The 20,754-nt window shown below is 47.4% G+C and carries 15 protein-coding genes and 3 tRNA genes; 2 read left to right on the top strand and 16 right to left on the bottom strand.

What is annotated here, in order from left to right:
• Positions 1–44: 44 nt before the first annotated feature.
• The 9 genes from B0681_RS04210 to leuS form a co-directional block, all read right to left on the bottom strand.
• A tRNA-Asn gene (locus tag B0681_RS04210) sits at positions 45–120 on the bottom strand.
• A 4-nt stretch (positions 121–124) separates the two neighbouring features.
• A tRNA-Lys gene (locus B0681_RS04215) sits at positions 125–200 on the bottom strand.
• Positions 201–220: 20 nt separating this feature from the next.
• Positions 221–296 (bottom strand) — tRNA-Lys (locus B0681_RS04220).
• 208 nt (positions 297–504) lie between these two features.
• Positions 505–2,502, bottom strand: coding sequence for a MacB family efflux pump subunit (locus B0681_RS04225; protein ID WP_169835677.1), 1,998 nt, complete (start codon positions 2,500–2,502; stop codon positions 505–507).
• 10 nt (positions 2,503–2,512) lie between these two features.
• The gene (locus tag B0681_RS04230) at positions 2,513–3,844 is read right to left on the bottom strand and encodes an efflux RND transporter periplasmic adaptor subunit (RefSeq protein ID WP_078317514.1); all 1,332 of its coding nucleotides are present in this window, start codon (positions 3,842–3,844) and stop codon (positions 2,513–2,515) included.
• A 160-nt stretch (positions 3,845–4,004) separates the two neighbouring features.
• Positions 4,005–4,448 (bottom strand): hypothetical protein, encoded by a 444-nt coding sequence (locus B0681_RS04235; RefSeq protein WP_078317515.1) that lies wholly within the window; start codon positions 4,446–4,448, stop codon positions 4,005–4,007.
• Complete coding sequence (gene holA, locus B0681_RS04240; protein WP_078317516.1) at positions 4,445–5,476, bottom strand: DNA polymerase III subunit delta; 1,032 nt, start codon at positions 5,474–5,476, stop codon at positions 4,445–4,447. The genes B0681_RS04235 and holA overlap by 4 nt, the downstream gene beginning before the upstream one ends.
• Positions 5,476–5,979, bottom strand: coding sequence for an LPS-assembly lipoprotein LptE (locus B0681_RS04245; RefSeq protein ID WP_078317517.1), 504 nt, complete (start codon positions 5,977–5,979; stop codon positions 5,476–5,478). Before B0681_RS04245 ends, holA begins: the two co-directional genes overlap by 1 nt.
• Entirely contained in the window at positions 5,979–8,609 is a 2,631-nt protein-coding gene (leuS, locus tag B0681_RS04250) for a leucine--tRNA ligase (protein ID WP_078317518.1), read from the bottom strand. The genes B0681_RS04245 and leuS overlap by 1 nt, the downstream gene beginning before the upstream one ends.
• A gap of 120 nt (positions 8,610–8,729) precedes the next feature.
• Between leuS and B0681_RS04255 the strand changes: the two genes are divergently transcribed.
• Complete coding sequence (locus tag B0681_RS04255; RefSeq protein ID WP_078317519.1) at positions 8,730–9,107, top strand: ArsC/Spx/MgsR family protein; 378 nt, start codon at positions 8,730–8,732, stop codon at positions 9,105–9,107.
• Positions 9,108–9,164: 57 nt separating this feature from the next.
• Here the strand turns inward: B0681_RS04255 and tgt are convergent, their stop codons facing one another.
• Positions 9,165–10,328: a tRNA guanosine(34) transglycosylase Tgt gene (gene tgt / locus B0681_RS04260; RefSeq protein ID WP_078317520.1), complete on the bottom strand. Its 1,164-nt coding sequence runs from the start codon at positions 10,326–10,328 to the stop codon at positions 9,165–9,167.
• A gap of 89 nt (positions 10,329–10,417) precedes the next feature.
• The gene (gene queA, locus B0681_RS04265) at positions 10,418–11,491 is read right to left on the bottom strand and encodes a tRNA preQ1(34) S-adenosylmethionine ribosyltransferase-isomerase QueA (RefSeq protein WP_078317521.1); all 1,074 of its coding nucleotides are present in this window, start codon (positions 11,489–11,491) and stop codon (positions 10,418–10,420) included.
• Positions 11,492–11,666: 175 nt separating this feature from the next.
• On the opposite strand from queA, the gene B0681_RS04270 reads away from it, so the two are divergent.
• On the top strand, positions 11,667–12,893 hold the full coding sequence (locus B0681_RS04270; protein ID WP_078317522.1) for an Mrp/NBP35 family ATP-binding protein: 1,227 nt from the start codon (positions 11,667–11,669) through the stop codon (positions 12,891–12,893).
• An 80-nt stretch (positions 12,894–12,973) separates the two neighbouring features.
• Here the strand turns inward: B0681_RS04270 and B0681_RS04275 are convergent, their stop codons facing one another.
• From B0681_RS04275 to gcvP, 5 genes are all read right to left on the bottom strand, one after another.
• Complete coding sequence (locus B0681_RS04275) at positions 12,974–13,435, bottom strand: hypothetical protein (protein WP_078317523.1); 462 nt, start codon at positions 13,433–13,435, stop codon at positions 12,974–12,976.
• Positions 13,436–13,613: 178 nt separating this feature from the next.
• Positions 13,614–15,386: a sodium:solute symporter family protein gene (locus B0681_RS04280; protein ID WP_078317524.1), complete on the bottom strand. Its 1,773-nt coding sequence runs from the start codon at positions 15,384–15,386 to the stop codon at positions 13,614–13,616.
• Positions 15,387–15,389: 3 nt separating this feature from the next.
• Positions 15,390–15,656 (bottom strand): DUF4212 domain-containing protein, encoded by a 267-nt coding sequence (locus tag B0681_RS04285; RefSeq protein WP_078317525.1) that lies wholly within the window; start codon positions 15,654–15,656, stop codon positions 15,390–15,392.
• Between the two features lie 326 nt (positions 15,657–15,982).
• The gene (locus tag B0681_RS04290; protein WP_078317526.1) at positions 15,983–17,590 is read right to left on the bottom strand and encodes a carbon starvation CstA family protein; all 1,608 of its coding nucleotides are present in this window, start codon (positions 17,588–17,590) and stop codon (positions 15,983–15,985) included.
• 256 nt (positions 17,591–17,846) lie between these two features.
• Entirely contained in the window at positions 17,847–20,702 is a 2,856-nt protein-coding gene (gene gcvP, locus B0681_RS04295) for an aminomethyl-transferring glycine dehydrogenase (protein ID WP_078317527.1), read from the bottom strand.
• Positions 20,703–20,754 lie beyond the last annotated feature (52 nt).

Genomic DNA, 20,754 nt, shown 5'->3' on the forward strand with positions numbered 1-20,754 from the left:
AGAATTGGGGGTCGGTTCACAATCACCAAGGGCTTTTTTTAATATGGCTCCCCAACCTGGGCTCGAACCAGGGACACACGGATTAACAGTCCGATGCTCTACCGACTGAGCTATTGGGGAATGATGGTGGGTCGTGCAGGATTCGAACCTGCGACCAATTGATTAAAAGTCAACTGCTCTACCAACTGAGCTAACGACCCGTTAGCGATACTAGGATAAATGGTGGGTCGTGCAGGATTCGAACCTGCGACCAATTGATTAAAAGTCAACTGCTCTACCAACTGAGCTAACGACCCATTTATCTAGTCGGATACGGTAATCCGTATCGCTAATGTGGTGCATATTATACGCATAATTTTTATGATTGCAAGCATTAATTTGCAAAAAATCCAAAAATTTTCAAAATTTTAGCAAAAAGCACACTAGACCTTGATTTTATTGGATGATATTTGCTGCGCTTGGGTGTTAACCACGCATCATAAATTTACGCTGCCATCAGTACGATTAATTACGACTCAGTGCATCCACAGGATTTAGCTGTGATGCTGAGCGGGCAGGCAAAAAGCCAAATACCACACCAATTAGCGTTGAGCAGACAAAAGCAGCCACGATGGATAAGGGTGAATACACCACGCTAAAATCTCCACCGCCGAATTTATTAATCAGCTCACCAATGGCAAAGGCAAACGCCACGCCCAACACGCCGCCAAGAATACACACAAGCACCGCTTCAATCAAAAACTGCTGCATGATATCACTTTGGCGAGCGCCAACTGCCATACGCACACCGATTTCGCTGGTGCGTTCGGTGACTGAGACGAGCATGATATTCATCACGCCGATACCACCGACGATGAGTGAGATGATGGCGATGGACGATACAAGCAAGGTCATCGTGGCTGTGGTGGATTCGACCGTTTGACGGATGGAATCGGTATTCATGATATTAAAATCATCGGTGCCGTGGCGAGATTTGATCAGATCACTGATGGCGGTCTCGGCGACGCTCGATGGTGTCGCATCATCAATCAGCACCACAAAGCGGTCTAGGTAGCTTGTGCCAAGCATTCGATGCATCACGGTGGTGTAAGGCATATAAAGCTGTGGCGTGTTGTTTTGGCGGCCAAAACTGGTGCTTTTGCTGGATAAGACGCCAACTACTTGACCAGGAACTTTGCCGACTAGGATAATTTCACCGATTGGATTGCCTTCACCATTAAAGAAGGTCTTATAAGCATTATTATCCAAGATAATATCTTGGGTGAGCTTATTGACGCTATCGGCAGTGAAGCCTTGTCCCATGACTAGCTTCTCACCAGTGACCGCCAGATAATCTTTACCCACACCATTGACACTGGCGGATGCTTCGACATTTTTGTAGCGAGCGGTGACGCTGCTATCAACTTGCGGGCTGACGCTTTTGGCATAAGGCTGAGCGGCGACAGCTTCAGCATCGGCAGTGGTGAGATTGTCATGACCGAACCTGCGGCGTGGATCACCAAAAGGATAACCATCGATGACCGTGATGGTATTGGTGCCCAGCTGATTGATGTCGGCGAGAATTTTTTGTTGTGAGCCTTGACCCAGACCCACCACAGAGACCACCGATGCGATGCCGATGATGATGCCAAGCATGGTCAAAAGCGTTCGCATCTTGTGGGCTTTCATGGCGTACAGCGACATTTTGAACGCTTCTTTTAGCCGATCAAAAAAGCCAAATAAGGCATTTTTTGTATCTGATTTTTGGCGTGAATGGTCGCTGTGGCTGATGCTGGTGCGATGGGTGGCGTGCTCGGTGTAGTAGTCAGCGATGACTTGACCATCTTTGAGCTCAATCACGCGTTTAGCTTCGGCAGCAAGCTTAGGATCGTGCGTGACCATGATGATGGTATGGCCTTTGTCCTTGAGTTCGTGCAGGATTTTCATCACTTCGATGCCTGAGTGGCTATCAAGTGCGCCTGTCGGTTCATCAGCTAGGATGATGTCACCACCATTCATCAAAGCACGAGCGATGGAGACGCGTTGCTGCTGACCGCCTGAGAGCTGATTTGGGCGGTTTTGGGTTTTATCCCCCAAGCCAAGGGAAGCCAATAGCTGTTCTGCACGAGCACGACGCTTGGCGGTATCCATACCAGCATAGATGGCAGGGACGGTGACATTATCCAGTGCATTGATATCACCAAGCAGATGATATCGCTGAAAAATAAAGCCAAAATGCTCACGGCGTAATTGTGCCAACTCTTCGGTATCCATTTCATCGACTGAACGACCAAAGATGGTATAGTGCCCGCCGCTGGCTTTATCAAGGCAGCCCAAGATATTCATCAAAGTGGATTTGCCTGAACCTGACTGACCGATGATGGCAACCATCTCGCCTTGATACAGTGTGAGATTGATGCCGTGTAAGATGCGGATTTGGCTATCGCCAGCTGGAAAATCTCGCACCAAATCACGCACTTCGATCAAAGGTGTCTTGCCTTGATGGGGATTGAGTGTTTGCATCATCATCGCCTTACATCATCGGTGGACGGTTATTGCTACGGCTTTGGTTGGATGATTGTCCTTGACTTTGTTCGCCAATGACGATGACATCCCCTTTGCTTAGTCCGGATTTGATCTCGGCATTGACACGGTTATCGATACCGACTTCAACTTCGACAGGCTTGGCAAAACCATCTTCGCCAATGATACGAACGGTGCTTTTGCCATCTTTGGTCTCGATGGCAGATGATGGCACAACAAGTACGCCACGCACAGCATTGATGATGATATTGACTTGAGCAGTCATATCGATACGAAATTTACCCTCGCTATTATCCACATCTAAGTAGCCGATATAATACACCGCTGAGTCGGTGCTACTGGTGTCGCTGATGGTCTCAGGCGCAGGCTCGACACCGTTTAAGATGGCATCAAACTGCTGATCAGGATTGCCAATGATATTAAATCGGGCTGGCATATTTGGGGTGATATTCACCACATCCGCTTCTGAGATTTGGGCGTTGATACGCACACGGCTTAGATCGGCAAGCGTGACGATGGTCGGTGCTGATTGATTGGCATTGACCGTGGTGCCTTGTTTTTGGTTGATGGCGACGACCGTCCCATCCATCGGCGCACGAATGGTGGTGTAGCTTAGGTCTTCTTGGGCGGTGATGACATCATTTTGGGCTTTGGTGATGGCAGCTTGTTGGCTATCGATGGCAAGCTTGGCGTTATTCACCGCGGTGAGTGCATTTTGATAATTGGCTTTGGCGGTGGCAAGGGCGGCTTTGGCGACTTCTAGATTTGATCTGGCGGTGTCATACTCTTCGCGGCTGATGGCGTTGATGTCGATGAGACCTGCTAGGCGATTAAAGCTTTGCTCGGCTTTTTTGAGCTCAGCTTGGCGAGTGTCGATGGTGGCTTGGGCGCTTGCGACATCACCTTGTTTGCTTGCCAAATCACCACGCGCTTGATTGAGACTGGCTTCGGCTTGAGATAGTGATGCTTGGGCGTTTGAGACGCTGTTTTTTTGTTCGACTTGGCTGATTTGGGCAATCAAATCCCCTTTTTTGACCTGATCACCGATCTCGACATACAGCCTGGTGATCTCGCCTGAGACCTGTGCGCCGACTTCGACAGTTTGGATGGCTTTGATTTTACCTGATGCCAGTACGGTGTTTTCGATATCGCCTGTCTCGACAGTGGTTGTCAGATACTCGGGTGCGGTTTGGGTGGGATTGAATTTTTTATAAACAAAAAAAGCTATAATGGCAAGCACAAATGCAAGGATAATCCACTTCAAATAACGGCTGAATTTCACGGATTTGAGCGGTTTTGCGGTGGGTTTGGTGGCGGACATGAGTTATCCTAATTATGATTTACAAAATGATGATGTACAAACAGACATAGTGTAACTGAAATTTGGGCGAAATGATAACAATTTTTATTTATAGAAGAATTTGACCAGATGCAAATTATGTAGAGAATTGTTATAATTTTGTAATTTTTATAAATGGGCGTTATGGACAGCTGCGGTCTTTGGGATTGGTATAAAAATACAAGCTGATGACGACAACATTTGGATGTAGTGATGAGGGTTCGATGCGTAATTCTTGTTGGTTGCGGCAGTACAGTGTCGTAGTCGCATCAGAACTGGTGGTGATTTGCCAATTGTGTTCGGTGGCATTGGTGTGTACAAGCTGAGTCAGCGTTTCGCTCTTGGGATATGAATGGCTGATGCCAACAAAATCCGCACCTTGTTTGTGAGCATGAAAAATGCGTGTTGGTTCGCCAAGGCCTTTGGTAAGCTTAGGCATTTCTTGTTGAAATTCTTGGAAAATCTTTGTGCGATTGGCATAGGGTTTGTCACGGCCATAAGGGCGTTCACCACTGATCACAAAGTGTGCGATACTGATCACAAAGACAATCACTGGCACTATAAAGGCAAAGGGGTGTGTGTTCATACACTTACCTGTAGCACATCCACGCCACAAATCCCCAAAATCAACCGCTCAAGCTGACGCCAGACATCCGCATCGCTAAGTCCTTTGATGCTTTTATCAATCTCATACACATCGCTGATGGCATGGTTGATGCTCTGTGGGCTTAGGCGATTGGATAGGCGATAATAGCTGTTTTCTTTATTTCGCCAAATGCCAAGGCTTTGGGCATCTTTACCTGCTTGTAGGCCTGCAATGGCTTGTAAATCCTTATTAATCGCCCAAAGGATAATGCTGGGTGCGGTGTCGGTTTGCTTAAGATGATGCAGGATTTTGAGTGACTGAATGGCATTTTGGGCGATGAGTGCATCAGACAAATCAAAGACGCTAAAGCTACCACCTTCGGTCAATAGCGTCATCAAAGTGTCACCATCAATATTCGTTGGCGTACTTTGAGTGGGTGCGGTGTGGTTGAATGATAATCGCCACAGGGTCTGATAGGCGGTGAGCAAATCATGCTCGGTATGGCTCATCAATATCCGCCAAGCATCGGTATCAAGCGTCATATTTAGGCGTGTTGCCCAGTAGTGTAAGAGTTCTTGACGCTGCTTTTCGTTATAGACATTGCCATCGATGATGGTGCCATGGGTATCAAACAGCCGAAATGCTTTGGTGGCTTGGGATTTTTTATCTTGCTTGGGTAGTAGCCAAATCAGATGATTGCTGCTATTGCCTGCTTTGACATCATCAGCAAAGCGAGATAATGCATCCATCGCATCATTATCGGGCTTATGCTTGCCTGTCACGATGATGGCGCTGGATTCGGCAAATAGCGATAGGGCAGACAGCTCATTGATGGCTTCTTGCCACTGCTTGGGGCTATTGAGTTCAATGCGTTTGATGAATTGGCTGTGTGCTTGCCAGCTTGGGCGACAAGCATCGATGAGCCATTGTAGCACCAATGGCTCATCCGAATGCACAAGCCACAATCCGCACAGCTGTTTTGGTGCTTGGGATAGGCTTTGGGCAAGTGCCAAAAATCGCTGCTGCATCAGGGATTCTGTACTCTGCCAAGTGTGTAGTATTGTTCAGCGATACGATGAGCTAGGCTGTTTTGCAGCCAGATTTTGGCTTGCTCGCCTTGTTGATCACTGGTGGCGACACTTGCTTCGTTGTACTGATAGCTGCGTTCGACTTGCACGGTATGGGTGTGTGTCTGGTCAGTCAGCTGATAGCTGACATCGGCGGTCAGCACCAAACGAATCTCGGTCAGCACCCCAAGCAGCTTGTACTCACGATAGCGCAGGCTGCTGATTTTGATGTGTTGGCTGGCGGTGTCATCAGTTGCGATGCCAAGCTGAGCCAGTTGTGTGCTAAGCTTGGGCTTGAGTGCAAAGGCCACCGCGTCATTGTCAGTGATCAGTGCTACTTGGGTATGATGTGGTGCCAGTTGCACGCCAGTATTGCCGACGCCGCGCAGACCAAAGCCACAGGCGGTCAGTGTCATGACACTCACCGCAACTAAGCTTGCTTTGATTAGATGATTGATTTTCATTAGCTACCTGCGACAACGAAGCTGATTAGTTTGTTTGGCACGACGATTTCTTTTTTGATGTCGCCGGTGATGAACTTGGCAACACCTTCTAGTGCTTTGGCTTCACGGATTAGCGTGTCATTATCGGTGCCAACAGCGACCTCCATCTTGCCGCGTACTTTACCATTGACCTGTACGACCATTGTGATGGTGTCATTCACCAGTGCTGATTCATCCAGAGCTGGATAAGTGACTGTGCGAGCGTCCACACCAAGCTCATTCAATAGATACTCACCGACATGCGGTGCGTATAGCGACAGCATGGCAAGCAAAGCATGGATGGCTTCGTGACGTACTGCCAGCTCATTATCATTTGCTACTTCAAAGCTTGCAATCTCATTGCACAGCTCCATCAGACTAGAGACTGGTGTATTTAGTGCCAAATGCTCACCTAGGCTGACATCGATTTTGACGATGGTTTCGTGTGTCTTACGGCGTAGGTCTTTGGCAGCTTTTGATAAATTGGCCTTATCGATATCGCCAATGGTTTTATTGCTGATGGCATCAATATGTTCGCCAACGGTACGCCATACTTTTTTGACAAAGTTATGCGGGCCTTTGAGTGCTGAATCTGACCATTCGAGAGTCTGATCGGCAGGGGCGGTGAATAGTGTGTATAGACGCACCGTGTCCGCACCGTATTGCTCGATGATCTCTTGGGGATCGACACCGTTATTTTTTGATTTGCTCATTTTTTCGATTTTGCCGATGATGACAGGTTCGCCATCAGCTTTGAGTGTCGCGCCACTGACTTCAGTGCCATTCATCACAAGGTCGATCTCATGTGGGAAATAGTATGACTTTGAGCCATCGGCATTTTCACGATAATACGTGCCAGCCAGTACCATGCCTTGGGCAAGTAGATTGGCAAATGGCTCATCACCGCTCACCAGGCCTTCATCACGCATCACCTTGTGGAAGAAGCGTGCGTATAGCAAATGTAGGACAGCGTGCTCAACACCACCAACATACTGATCCACAGGCAGCCATTTGTCAGCTGCAGCACGGTCAATCATTTGTGTGTCGTCATGTGGGCTGGCAAAACGCTGTGCATACCAGCTAGACTCCACAAAAGTATCAAAAGTATCTGTCTCACGCTCGGCAGGCTGACCGCATTTTGGGCAGGTGCAGTTGATGAATTCTGGCATATTTTTGAGTGGATTGCCACGACCATCAGGGATGACATCAGTTGGTAGCACCACTGGCAAATCTGCTTCATCGACAGGGATGGTACCGCAGTATTCGCAGTTCACCATCGGAATTGGGCAGCCCCAATAACGCTGACGGCTCACGCCCCAGTCACGCAGGCGGTATTGAATGGTGGCTTTGCCAAGATTTTTGACGCTGACGATTTCTTCGACTTTGGCGGTGGCATCAGCTGATGATAGACCGTCAAGTACGCCTGAGTTGATGCAGAAGCCTGTGTCTTTGTCGCCGTACCATTCTTGCCACTCACGGCTGTCGTATTGACCTTGTTTGTCTTTGAAGTCAATGACTTGGGTGATTGGTAAGTTGTATTTATTGGCAAATTCAAAATCACGCTCATCATGTGCAGGAACGCCCATTACTGCGCCTGAGCCGTAGCTCATCAAGACATAGTTGGCGACCCAGACAGGAACATTTTCGCCAGTGATTGGGTGGGTGGCAAATAGGCCGGTATCCATGCCGACTTTTTCGGCTTTGGCAAGGTCGGCTTCTGCCACCGAGCCTTGTTTGCATTCGGCACAAAACTGTGCAATCGCTTCGTTTTGCTTGGCGGCGTATTGTGCCAAAGGATGCTCAGCAGCCACTGCTAAATAGCTGACGCCCATCACGGTGTCAGGGCGAGTGGTGAAGACGCGCAGCACATCGTCATTGCCATCGATGCTGTAAGTGAAATCCAGCTCCATACCGCGGCTTTTGCCGATCCAGTTGTGCTGCATTGATAGTACTTGTTTTGGCCAATGACCTTCTAGGGTTTTTAGGTCGTCAAGCAGCTCATCAGCATAGTCAGTGATTTTAAAATAGTACATCGGGATGTCGCGTTTTTCGACAATCGCACCTGAACGCCAGCCACGACCATCCACCACTTGCTCATTGGCAAGGACGGTATTATCCACAGGATCCCAGTTTACGGTGGCAAGTTTTTTGTACACCAAGCCTTTTTTGTAGAGTTGTAAAAACAGCCACTGCTCCCAGCGGTAGTATTCAGGCGTACAGGTGGCAAATTCACGAGACCAGTCAATCGACAGACCCAACGCCTTGAGCTGCTCACGCATATTGTCGATGTTTTGGAAGGTCCACTTGGCAGGGGCGACCGCATTGGCGATGGCGGCGTTTTCGGCAGGCAGACCGAACGCATCCCAGCCCATCGGCTGCATGACATCATAGCCTTTTTGGCGATAATAACGACTTAGCACATCGGTGATGGCATAGTTACGCACATGACCCATATGCAGTTTGCCACTTGGATAGGGAAACATTGACAGCATGTAGCGAGTCGGTTTATCGCTTGGTTCGTTGGTGGTGTGATAGCGTTTGTCATTATCCCATTGGGCTTGCAACTGGCTTTCGATGCTGGCAAAATCATAATTTTCTAAAGAAATTTTCATGTCTTTATCCAAAATAGCAAATTAAAATTAAATTGTGAAAAATAACATCGTATTATACCGAAAAATGCCAAGAATTTGCTATAATTTGCCAAATTTAACCAAAAAACTTTGGGGGATATGATGACAATCACAGTTTATGGCATCAAAAATTGCAATACCATGAAAAAAGCCTTTGATAAACTGAACGAACTTGGCGTGAACTATGACTTTTTTGATTATAAAAAGCAGGTGCTAAGCAGGGATGAATTTGGCGAATTTGTCCGTATTTTTGGCGACAAAGTGATCAACAAGCAAGGCACAACTTACCGTAAGCTTGATGATGACACCAAGGCAGTGCTTGGCGGTGTGGCAGATGGCGATCAGCTTCAAGCGGTGTATGAAATTGTCAAAAATCAACAAAGTATGCTAAAGCGTCCTATCATCATCGGTGAGCATCAAGGTGAGCAGGTGGCTGTGATTGGCTTTGATGATGGTGAATATCAAGCGGTGTTTGGCTAAGCCTACCTAAGCCCACCCAAAAAAAGCGCCATCAGTGTGACGGCGCTTTTTTTGGCATCAAAGCTGATGCGCATCCTTATCATACTCAGGTACTGCCATGCCCCAGTTGGCATAAAACTCAGCCACAAACTCATCAAAGCGGTTTTCTTCGATGGCTTTGCGGATATCCGCCATCAGACGCTGATAGTAGCGTAGGTTGTGGATGGTGGCAAGCTGTGCTGAGAGCATCTCTTTGCACTTGTGCAGATGATACAGATATGCACGGCTAAAGTTTTGGCAGGTATAGCAGTCGCAGTGCTCATCAAGTGGTGCCAAATCGGTGCGATATTGGCTGTTTTTGATGCGGACGATGCCTTTGTTTTCGCTATTACCTGTGACAAAATAATGCCCATTGCGTGCGTTACGTGTCGGCATGACGCAGTCAAACATATCTACACCACGGCGTACTGCTTCGACGATGTCAGCTGGCTTACCGACGCCCATCAAGTAGCGTGGCTTGTCGCTTGGCATGGCTTTCGGCAGGTAGTTGAGTACACCGATCATTTCATCTTTTGGTTCACCTACCGACAGACCACCGATGGCATAGCCGTCAAATGGCATATCTAAAAGACCTTTGAGCGATTGTGCACGTAGATCCTTGTACATACTGCCTTGGATGATGCCAAATAGGGCGTTTTTGTTGCCCAGACGCTGATGTTCATCGATGCAGCGTTGCCCCCAACGCAGTGACAGCTCAAGCGATTTTTGGGCATCAATGTGTGTTGCAGGATAGGGCGTGCATTCATCGAACTGCATGACGATGTCAGAATTGAGATCATGTTGGATTTGCATCGAAGTTTCAGGGCTTAAAAACACCTTAGCGCCATCAACAGGTGAGCGAAACGCCACGCCTTCTTCACTGATTTTACGCATTGCACCTAGGCTAAATACCTGAAAGCCACCCGAATCGGTCAAAATTGGCTTATCCCAATTGATAAACTTATGCAAACCGCCAAATTCACGAATGACATCCATGCCAGGGCGTAGCCATAGATGAAAGGTATTGCCAAGGATGATATCGGCACCGATGCCATGAATGTCACGTGGTAACATCCCTTTGACTGTGCCATAAGTGCCTACTGGCATAAAAGCAGGGGTCTGTACATCGCCATGTGCCAGATGTACTGTGCCACGGCGTGCGTGATTGTTACCGCCATCGGTATTGTGTAGGGTAAATTTCATAAGTTTCTCTAACTAATTAATTGGATTAAAGCATCATGCACACTTGCTTGGCTGATGCAAAATTTATAAATTATAAATAAGCGAAAAGCCTAAATCGATTTTTCCAAAAACATTGCATCGCCATAGCTAAAAAAGCGATAGTTGTGATCAATGGCGTGCTGATAGGCTTGCTTAATAGGATCAATACCTGCAAAGGCAGAAACCAGCATCAGTAGCGTTGATTTTGGCAAGTGAAAATTGGTCACCAAGCAATCCACCACGCCAAAGCGATACGGCGGATAAATAAAGATATTGGTATCGCCCGCATATTCGACAAGCTTGCTATCTTTGTGATGTAAATACGCTGTCTCAAGCGTGCGAGTGACCGTCGTGCCGACAGCGATGATGCGACCGCCATTGGCTTTGGTTTGGTTGATGAGCTCGGCAGTTTCTTTGGGCAGGTGTGCATATTCTGAATGCATCACATGATCACGCACATCGTCTGCTTTGACTGGGGCAAAAGTTCCTGCACCGACATTGAGCGTGACAAAGGCAGTTTTGACGCCTTTTTGTTTTAGCTTGTCTAATAAATCATCATCAAAATGCAGACTGGCTGTGGGTGCGGCTACACTGCCTGTTTTGGCAGGATCGTGAAACACTGTTTGATAGCGTTCATCATCCATCTCATCAGCATCCCGCTCAAAATAAGGCGGAATCGGCATCTGACCATAGCGATCCAAGTCAGGCAAAATGGGTGCGTCAAAGGCTAGGATAAATAGATTTTCTTCACGACCAAGCACGGTGGCGTGCATTTTGTTATTAGCTAGGCTTAGTGTCTGACCGGTCTTGGGCGAGCGACTTGAGCGTACATGGCACAGTGCACGATGGGGCGGATGACCATCTTCATCAGGCAGTAGGCGTTCGACCAGTACTTCAACCACACCGCCGGTTGCTTTTTGACCATGCAGGCGTGCTTTCATGACTTTGGTATCATTGAGCACCAACAAATCGCCATCTTTTAATAGCTCTGACAAATCGGTAAACTGCCGATCACTGATGACGCCATCTGCCACATATAAAAGGCGTGAACTGCTACGCTGGTCAAGCGGATGGCGTGCGATCAGTGCTTCGGGCAAGTCATAGTCATAATCGCTGATGAGTACAGGTTGGTCGGTGTGGCTCATGGGGGTATTCATAAATAAAAATGATTATTGTACCAAAAATAAGCCGTTTACTCTAGGGATAGTTTGCTTGTACAAGTGCCAAAATTCATCATTTTTGTTGTGATTTATGCTAAAATTGGCAGTAATTTCAAATCTTGAGTAATTTTCTCGGAATTATCCGAGTAATCAGGTGATTATGTTTAATTTATTTAAAAAGAAAAAACCCCTAGATGAACAAGTACAAGCTGTGCTAGATGCCAAAACGCTGTACGGTCAGCCATTTATGAATTTTGTGGTGGATCAGACGCTTGATGGCGATGTCTTGACGATGAATATGCGTATTGGCATGAGTGATGATACTGCCGAGCTTGAGCGAGAATATCATGCTCTACAGCAGACACTGTATCCGATGGGTGTGACCGAAGTGAATATCAATGTATCGATTGCTGAGCAAAGTATCGCCAATGCCAAAGATGCACCCAAGACACCACCAAAATCCACAAATCCATCACCAAGCTCACAATCGGTAGTGCAGTCTTATCAGCCGCAGACTCAGTCGCAGACGGATACCATCCCGACCCATCAAGCAGAGAATCAGCCTGCCAAAGCTGCACCAAAGCAAAGTGAGCTTGTCGCCCATCCACGCATCAGACACATCGTGGTGGTCGCATCAGGCAAGGGCGGTGTGGGCAAATCCACGACGACGGTCAATTTGGCACTGGCACTGCAAAAGCTGGGCAAAAAGGTGGGTGTGTTAGATGCAGACATCTATGGGCCATCGATTCCTGCGATGCTTGGCGTATCAGGTGTCAAGCCACAGGTGGAGCATGATCAGTTTGTACCGATCAACGCCGATGGACTGGCGGTACTGTCGATTGGCAATCTGATTGACTCAGATGAGACGCCTGTGGCATGGCGTGGTATCAAGGCGACTGGCGCGCTGATGCAACTGTACAATCAGACCAACTGGCCGACACTTGATTATCTACTCATCGATATGCCACCAGGGACGGGGGATATCCAGCTGACTTTGGCACAGCGTATCCCTGTGACAGGGGCGGTGATCGTCACTACACCGCAGCACATTGCACTGCTTGATGCCAAAAAAGGCATTGAGATGTTTAACAAGACCAATATTCCAGTACTGGGTATCGTAGAAAATATGGCATTGCATACCTGTAGCCAATGTGGCCATACCGAAGCCATCTTTGGTCACGGTGGTGGTGATGAGATGGCACAAAGCTATGGCGTGCCACTGCTTGGACAGTTGCCACTGGATGCCAGCATTCGTGCATCGATGGATGAGGGGCTGCCTAAGCGTCTGCACGATGCTCACTTGGGTCAGCATTATTTGGATATTGCTCATGCGGTGATGGATCGGGTGGGTAAATTTGCCAAGCCAGCGACGGACAGATTTTTTTAATGCGATTATTGAATCCACTATTTGCATGACTAAACCAAAACCCAAAGCTGATCTTTAGAGCTTTGGGTTTTGTTTTTGGACTACTGGCCGCACAAGATTTTGGTGATGGCTTGATTGGTCTGATCATCAAAGCCTAAAGCAGGCTTGTTGCAGTCAATGCTGATGCCCAGCGGATGTGCGGCAGCGCGGCGCTCAAAAAAATACAGAGTTGCTTTTTTAAGGGCGGGATTATCAGCGCTGGCTTGGATGCTGCGTTTATCGAGTACCACGAACTGAAACACTTGTGGCTTGACATATGACCATGGCCGAAACCAAGTCTTTTTAGGCACTGTGGCGACCACCACGCTGTCATCTGGCAGCTTGGCGATGGTGTTGTTCGCCCAGCTATATTCGCTGTATACTTGAAAGCCAATCATGCCAATGCCAGCTGCGACTGGCACCAGCCATTTGGGTGTGCCTTTATAAAATAGGCGTATCGGCATCACCAATCCTGCCAATAAAAAACCACAAAAAACCGTTGCCAAAATTTCCCAGAACATCATCTTTATTGTATCCTTTTGTAGAGTTAGTCGTTAAAATGTATAAAAAATGTAATTTATTCTTGACACTATTATAGACAAGTTTTGAATTGAATACCACACTATTTTTTTTAATAAGTGATACAGCTTAAATAAAAAAATCACCCAGCTGGCTGAGTGATTTTTTCGGGTAGGGTGAGGATCAATGATCGACCGCAGCACCTGCACCTTTTGGATAACGGACACTTTCTACCAAGTCTTGAACTTCTTTTGGCGGTGGCGGTGTCATTGATGACACGATGAATGCTACCGCGAAGTTGATCAATGCACCGATGGTACCAAATGATAGTGGTGAGATGCCCATGATCCAGTTGGCTTCAACATTCTCAAAGGTGTTTGTGCCTGGAATGAAGAACCAGCCCATGTACAAGAAGACATAGATACAAGTTGCAACACCACCAGCGATCATACCTGCTGTAGCGCCTGCTGAGTTGATGCGTTTTGAGAAAATACCCATCATCAATGCTGGGAATAGCGTCGATGCAGCGATACCAAACGCAACAGCAACAACCTGCGCTGCAAAACCTGGAGGATTAATACCTAGGTAAGTTGCCACTACAATCGCAACAGTCATCGAGATACGAGCAGCCATCAGCTCACCTTTGTCGGTGATGTCAGGCTTGATGGTTTTCTTGATCAAATCATGTGAGATCGCAGATGAAATCGCAAGTAGTAGGCCAGCGGCGGTAGATAGCGCAGCAGCCAAGCCACCAGCAGCAATCAAACCAATAACCCAGCTTGGTAGGTTCGCGATTTCAGGGTTTGCTAGTACCAAGATGTCGTTATTTACGGTTAGCTCATTACCAGCCCAGCCTTTTTCGGCAGCGACAGTCGCATTGAACTCTTCGTTCTTGTCATTGTAGTACTGGATACGACCATCGTTATTCTTATCTTCGAATTTTAGTAGGCCAGTATTTTCCCAGTTAACCATCCATTCAGGACGCTCAGCATGAACCAGTGCAGGTGCATCACGACCTTCTGGATAGACGGTGTTGATGATATTCATACGAGCCATCGAACCTACAGCAGGTGCAGTGGTGTATAGCAATGCGATGAAGATCAAAGTCCAGCCAGCTGAGGTACGCGCATCAGAGACTTTAGGTACAGTGAAGAAACGGATGATAACATGAGGCAGACCCGCTGTACCGATCATCAATGACATGGTCAATAAGAACATGTTTAGCTTATTTGGCACATCGGCAGTATATTGTTCAAAGCCCAGATCAGTCACCAACATATCCAATTTTTGAAGGATAGGGGTGCCGCTGGCAACATCAGTACCGAACATGCCCAGCTGCGGAACTGGATTGCCAGTCAGCTGCAGCGAGATGAAGATGGCAGGTACGATATAAGCAATCATCAAGACCACATACTGTGCCACCTGAGTGTAGGTGATGCCTTTCATGCCGCCAAGTACCGCATAGAACAAAACAACAACAGCGGCGATGATTAGACCAGTCGTGCTATCGACTTCCAAGAAACGCGAGAACGCCACACCAGCACCAGTCATCTGACCGATCACATAAGTGGTACATGCCAAAATCAAGCACACGACAGCGACCAAACGAGCGGTCTTGGAGTAGAAACGATCACCGATAAAGTCAGGTACGGTAAATTTACCAAACTTACGCAGATATGGAGCAAGAAGCAGTGCAAGCAGTACGAAACCGCCTGTCCAACCCATCAGATAAGCAGAAGCTGCATAACCACCCATCGCCAACATACCAGCCATGGAGATGAATGACGCTGCACTCATCCAGTCAGCAGCGGTTGCCATGCCATTGACGACAGGGTGAACACCGCCGCCGGCGACATAGAATTCTTTGGTTGAGCCAGCGCGCGCCCAAATCGCAATACCGAAGTATAGCGCGAATGACAGGCCTACAAAGATAATGTTAATCCAAAACTGACTCATGGGCTAGTCCTCCTTGACCCCGAAGCGTTCTTCAAGCTTGCTCATTTGCCATGAGTAGAAGAAAATCAATACGATAAAGCACAAAATAGAACCTTGCTGACCGAACCAAAAGCCCAAATCAGAACCGCCAAATTGAATGTTGGCAAGTAGTGGGCGTAGCCAAATCGCAAAGCCATGAGAAACCAAAGCCCAAATTGCTAGGCAAATCGTGATAATGCGGATATTGGCAGCCCAATAGCCTTTTAGATCATGGTGTTCGTGTTGTGACATACATCACTCCTTATAAAGGAGCAGGGAGAGAGTGTGATATGATCTTCTGCCGCTATCCCTGCTTGTGTTAATCCTTTTTATAATCTGATCGCCGCCAATTTAGAATTCATTGGATTTAGCTAGACAATTCAGACAGTCATAGGATAGCACAACTGTTTTGAATTGCAATATGTATGTATGATTTTTTTTCAAAAAGTTTCTGCCATGTATCGATTATTTTTATGGATTAATGAGTGGACAGTTGTATTATTGATAGACTTACCCATTGCAAATTCACATCAAAAAAAAGAGCCCTTGATTACTCAAAGGCTCTAGAGCTCACACGCTTATCTGCTAAGTTCAATCTTAGGTTCAACAACCAAAGCATCAGGGTCGCCTGCGACGCGCTCACGCTTGACAAACAAGAAGAAAGCGATGGTGGTTAACAGGGTCAAGCCAATGCCGATGTACACAGACAGCTGATACTCAAGGCCAAAGCCAATTTGGTTATAAGCCAAGAATGTGTAACAAGCTGCGCTCATAAAGATCGCTGGAATGGTGCAAATCCAGTGGAATTTGCGATAGCGATACAGATAGCCTGCTGCTGTCCATAGCATGACCACAGCGACCGTTTGGTTCGCCCAGCTAAAGTAGCGCCATAGGATCTGAAAGTCCACTTTTGAGACGATAAAGCCAATGACAAACAGCGGAATGGCAATCCATAAGCGCTTAAGCAAAGTGCGCTGCTCCATATTAAAGAACTCAGCGATGATAAGGCGTGCAGCACGAAATGCCGTATCGCCCGAGGTAATTGGCAGCACCACGACACCAAGCACAGCAAAGATACCACCGATGGCACCCAAGAAATAGATCGAGCTGTCATAGACCACTTTTGATGGTGAGCCAGCCGCGATGGCTTCTTGAAGTGAAACCAAATCAGGATAAAATGACATGCCAACAGCACACCAAATCAGTGCAATGATACCTTCAGCGATCATCGCGCCATAGAAGATGAATCGACCTTCAGACTCGTTCATCGCACAGCGCGCCATCAAAGGTGTCTGAGTGGCGTGAAAGCCTGACAGCGCACCACAGGTGATGGTTAAAAATAGCAGTGGCCAAATCGGCAAATCGCCTTTTGGTTGTAGATTTGACATGAATTTTTCAACAGACAAGCCGTCAATCGAACCAAAGAAAGACACAGTGCCAGATCCTAAATGATTGCTGACTAGGCCATACATCATGCCAAGTGACATAAATAGTAGCAGACCGCCAAAGAATGGATAAATGCGGCCGATGATCTTATCGATCGGCAGCAAAGTCGCGATGATGTAATAGATAAAGATGATCGCTGTCCAAACAACCAAAATCGTCTCTTTGGTCATGCCAAATGCTGTCGCACCATCTACAGTTGTCGCAGCGGCAGCAGCGGAAATCTCTTCAGCGTTATTGACCGAGATCGTGCCATTGGCTGCAGTGCCAAAGACATCCATGGTAATGGTACTCATCAGCTGAGCAGGGCTTGCCACGAACACCACGCCGACCAAAACCAGTAGCACCACCGCCAAGACATTGATAAATGCCTTAATCGGTGCGCCCAAATATTTACCCGTCAAATAAGGCATCGACGCACCGCCGTTACGCACCGAAAGCATGCCGCACATATAATCATGTACCGCACCGGCAAAAATACAGCCCAAAACGATCCATAGCATCGCCACAGGACCGTATAACGCACCCAAAATCGGACCAAAAATCGGCCCTGTGCCAGCGATGTTCAGCAGCTGGATTAGCCAGATTTTGGTTTTTGACATGGGAACATAGTCCACGCCATCAGCCATGGTATAGGCAGGGGTGTTTTTGTTGGGGTTGATGACAAAGATTTTCTCAACCACTTTGCCGTAAATAAAATAGCCGACAAGCAGCACGGCGATACAAAAAAAGAACCATAACATGAATTAATCATCCAAAAAGATGGGCGCTCGCCCAATGATAAAAGTCGCCAGCTTCCACAGGCAATTCACGATAAAACTTCAAATTTACATAACATAGCGAAATTTATAGGCATTGTAAAGTAAATTATGTGTTTTTTATCTGTTTGTATGCATATTTTTCAATTGTGACTAAAGCGTGGTGAGTTTACGTTTTAGCGAGCATAAAAATCACCCATTGATGGCTACCAATGGGCGATTGTCAGTATCAATTTATGATTTATTCATAATTATCGATACTTGGGCAAGAGCAGATCAAATTCTTGTCGCCATAGACATCATCCACACGACCGACTGATGGCCAGAATTTGTGTGCTTTGATGTAGTCTAGTGGGAAAGCAGCTTCAGTGCGGCTATATGGGCGATCCCATTCACCAGTGATGACTGCTTGGGTGTGCGGTGCGTTCACCAGTGGGTTATTGTCCGCTGTCCAGCCGTCGGTGCCTGCTTGTACTTTTAGGGCTTCTTGTTTGATTTGCTTCAATGCTGAGATAAAGCGGTCAAGCTCATCTTTGCTCTCAGACTCAGTCGGCTCAATCATCAAGGTGCCTGCCACAGGGAATGACATGGTCGGCGCGTGGAAACCATAGTCCATCAGACGCTTGGCGATGTCAGTCTCGGTGATGCCAGTTTCTGCTTTGAGTGGGCGAATGTCGATGATACATTCGTGTGCCACACGACCATTTTTACCTGTGTATAGCACTGGATAATCAGCAGATAGCTGGCTTGCCACATAGTTGGCGTTCAGTAGCGCTTGCTTGGTCGCTGCCAATAGACCATCACGACCCATCATAGTGATGTACATCCATGAGATTGGCAGGATGCTTGCAGAGCCGTACGGTGCTGCTGAGACAGCAGATTGACCTTCGACAGCATTATGTACAGGGGCGACGCTGTGGCTTGCGATGAATGGCGCTAGGTGTTTTTTCAGACCAATCGGACCCATGCCAGGACCACCGCCGCCGTGTGGGATACAGAAGGTTTTGTGTAGGTTCATGTGTAGCACGTCCGCACCGACATCAGCAGGCTGCATGATGGCGACTTGGGCGTTCATGTTAGCGCCGTCCATATAGACTTGACCGCCATGAGCATGGATTAGATCACAGATATCACGGATGCCCTCTTCAAACACACCATGCGTTGATGGATAAGTAATCATCAAGGCACCTAGGTTGGCTGAATGCTCTTCACACTTGGCTTTTAGGTCATCAAGATCTACGTTGCCTTGTTCGTCGGTCGCTACGACGACAACTTTCATACCCATCATCTGAGCGGTAGCAGGGTTGGTACCGTGTGCTGAGCGTGGGATTAGGCAGACATTGCGGTCGGTTTGACCTAGGCTTTCGTGATAGCGGCGAATAGCAAGTAGGCCAGCATATTCACCAGATGCACCAGAGTTTGGCTGCATAGAGATTTCATCAAAGCCAGTGATGGCTTTTAGCTGGTCTTGTAGGCTGTCAATCATCTCAATGTAGCCGACCACTTCGTCGCGTGGTGCGAATGGATGTACATTAGCAAATTCATTCCAAGTGATTGGTAGCATTTCGCTCGTCGCGTTTAGCTTCATGGTGCACGAGCCAAGCGAAATCATTGAGCGGTTCATCGCCAAATCTTTGTCTTCTAGCGATTTTAGATAGCGTAGCATCTGATGCTCAGTGTGGTGGCTGTTGAACACAGGATGGGTCAAAATGTCATCAGTACGCACTTGTGAGCCAAGCACTGATTTGACTTCACTTAGACTACCAGTAACACCGAAGAAACCACAAAGGGCGTTAAATTCTTCTTCGTCAGTCAATTCGTTAAACGCTACCGAAATGCGAGTATCGCCATCACGCCATAGGCTATAGCCTGCCGCTTTGGCAGCTTGCATGATGCCATCGGCAGCTGCTTTGTCCGCCACATCCACAAGCACGGTATCAAAGAATGTACCATGTACAACAGTGAATTTGGCTTTGACGGCGTCACTAAACGCCACCGCCAGTGCATGAATGCGAGTGGCAATGCGCTTTAGACCCACTGGGCCATGATAGACGGCATACATACCTGCTAGGTTGGCAAGTAGTACTTGAGAAGTACAGATGTTTGAGTTGGCTTTTTCACGGCGGATATGCTGTTCACGAGTCTGTAGTGCCATGCGTAGAGCAGTATTGCCTTGCGCATCGATAGATACACCGATGATGCGGCCAGGGGCAGAACGCTTATCTTTATCTTTGAATGCAAAATATGCCGCGTGTGGACCGCCAAAGCCCATCGGAATACCAAAGCGTTGTGTGCTGCCTAGAGCAATATCGGCACCCATGCTGGCAGGGGATTTAAGCAGGACTAGGCTTAGGATGTCACTGGCGACGATGGCATAAGCACCTTTTTCTTTGACCGCTGAAATGATGTCAGTCAAATCAACCACATCGCCTTCTTTACCGACATATTGGAAATATGCACCGAAGAAATCGCCATTTTTGGCAGTGTCAAAATCACCAACAACCACATCCCAGCCAAAATATTTGGCACGAGTGCGAATCACATCAAGGGTTTGTGGATAGGTGCGGCTATCTACAAAAAATGCGTTAGATTTTGATTTGCTGACACGGTTTGCCATTGCCATTGCTTCGGCAGCAGCAGTCGCTTCATCAAGCAGTGATGCACCTGCCAAGTCCATGCCAGTCAAGTCAATGCAGACTTGTTGGAAGTTTAGCAAAGCTTCTAGGCGACCTTGGGCGATTTCGGCTTGGTATGGAGTGTAGGCGGTGTACCAGCCTGGATTTTCTAGTACATTGCGCTGGATGACTGCAGGCAGGCGAGTTGGTGCATAGCCTTGACCGATGTAGCTTTTTGAGACGGTGATTTTGTCCGCCATTTTACGCAGCTTGGCTAGGGCGTTGTGTTCGCTCATCGCTACTGGCAAATCAAGCTCTTTACCCAAGCGGACGGCTTTTGGGACGACAGCATCGATAAAGCTGTCCATATCATCAAAGCCAACAGCTTTTAGCAGGGCTTGTTGTTCGCTTGCGTCCTTGCCAAGATGGCGATGGACAAAAGCATTTTCATAAAACAATTCAGAAAAATTATTTAATGACATCAGAAAATCCTTAAGTTGGGTTGGTGCGAAAATTGTATTAAAAATACTACCA

The organism is Moraxella porci DSM 25326, assembly GCF_002014855.1.
Taxonomy (GTDB): domain Bacteria; phylum Pseudomonadota; class Gammaproteobacteria; order Pseudomonadales; family Moraxellaceae; genus Moraxella; species Moraxella porci.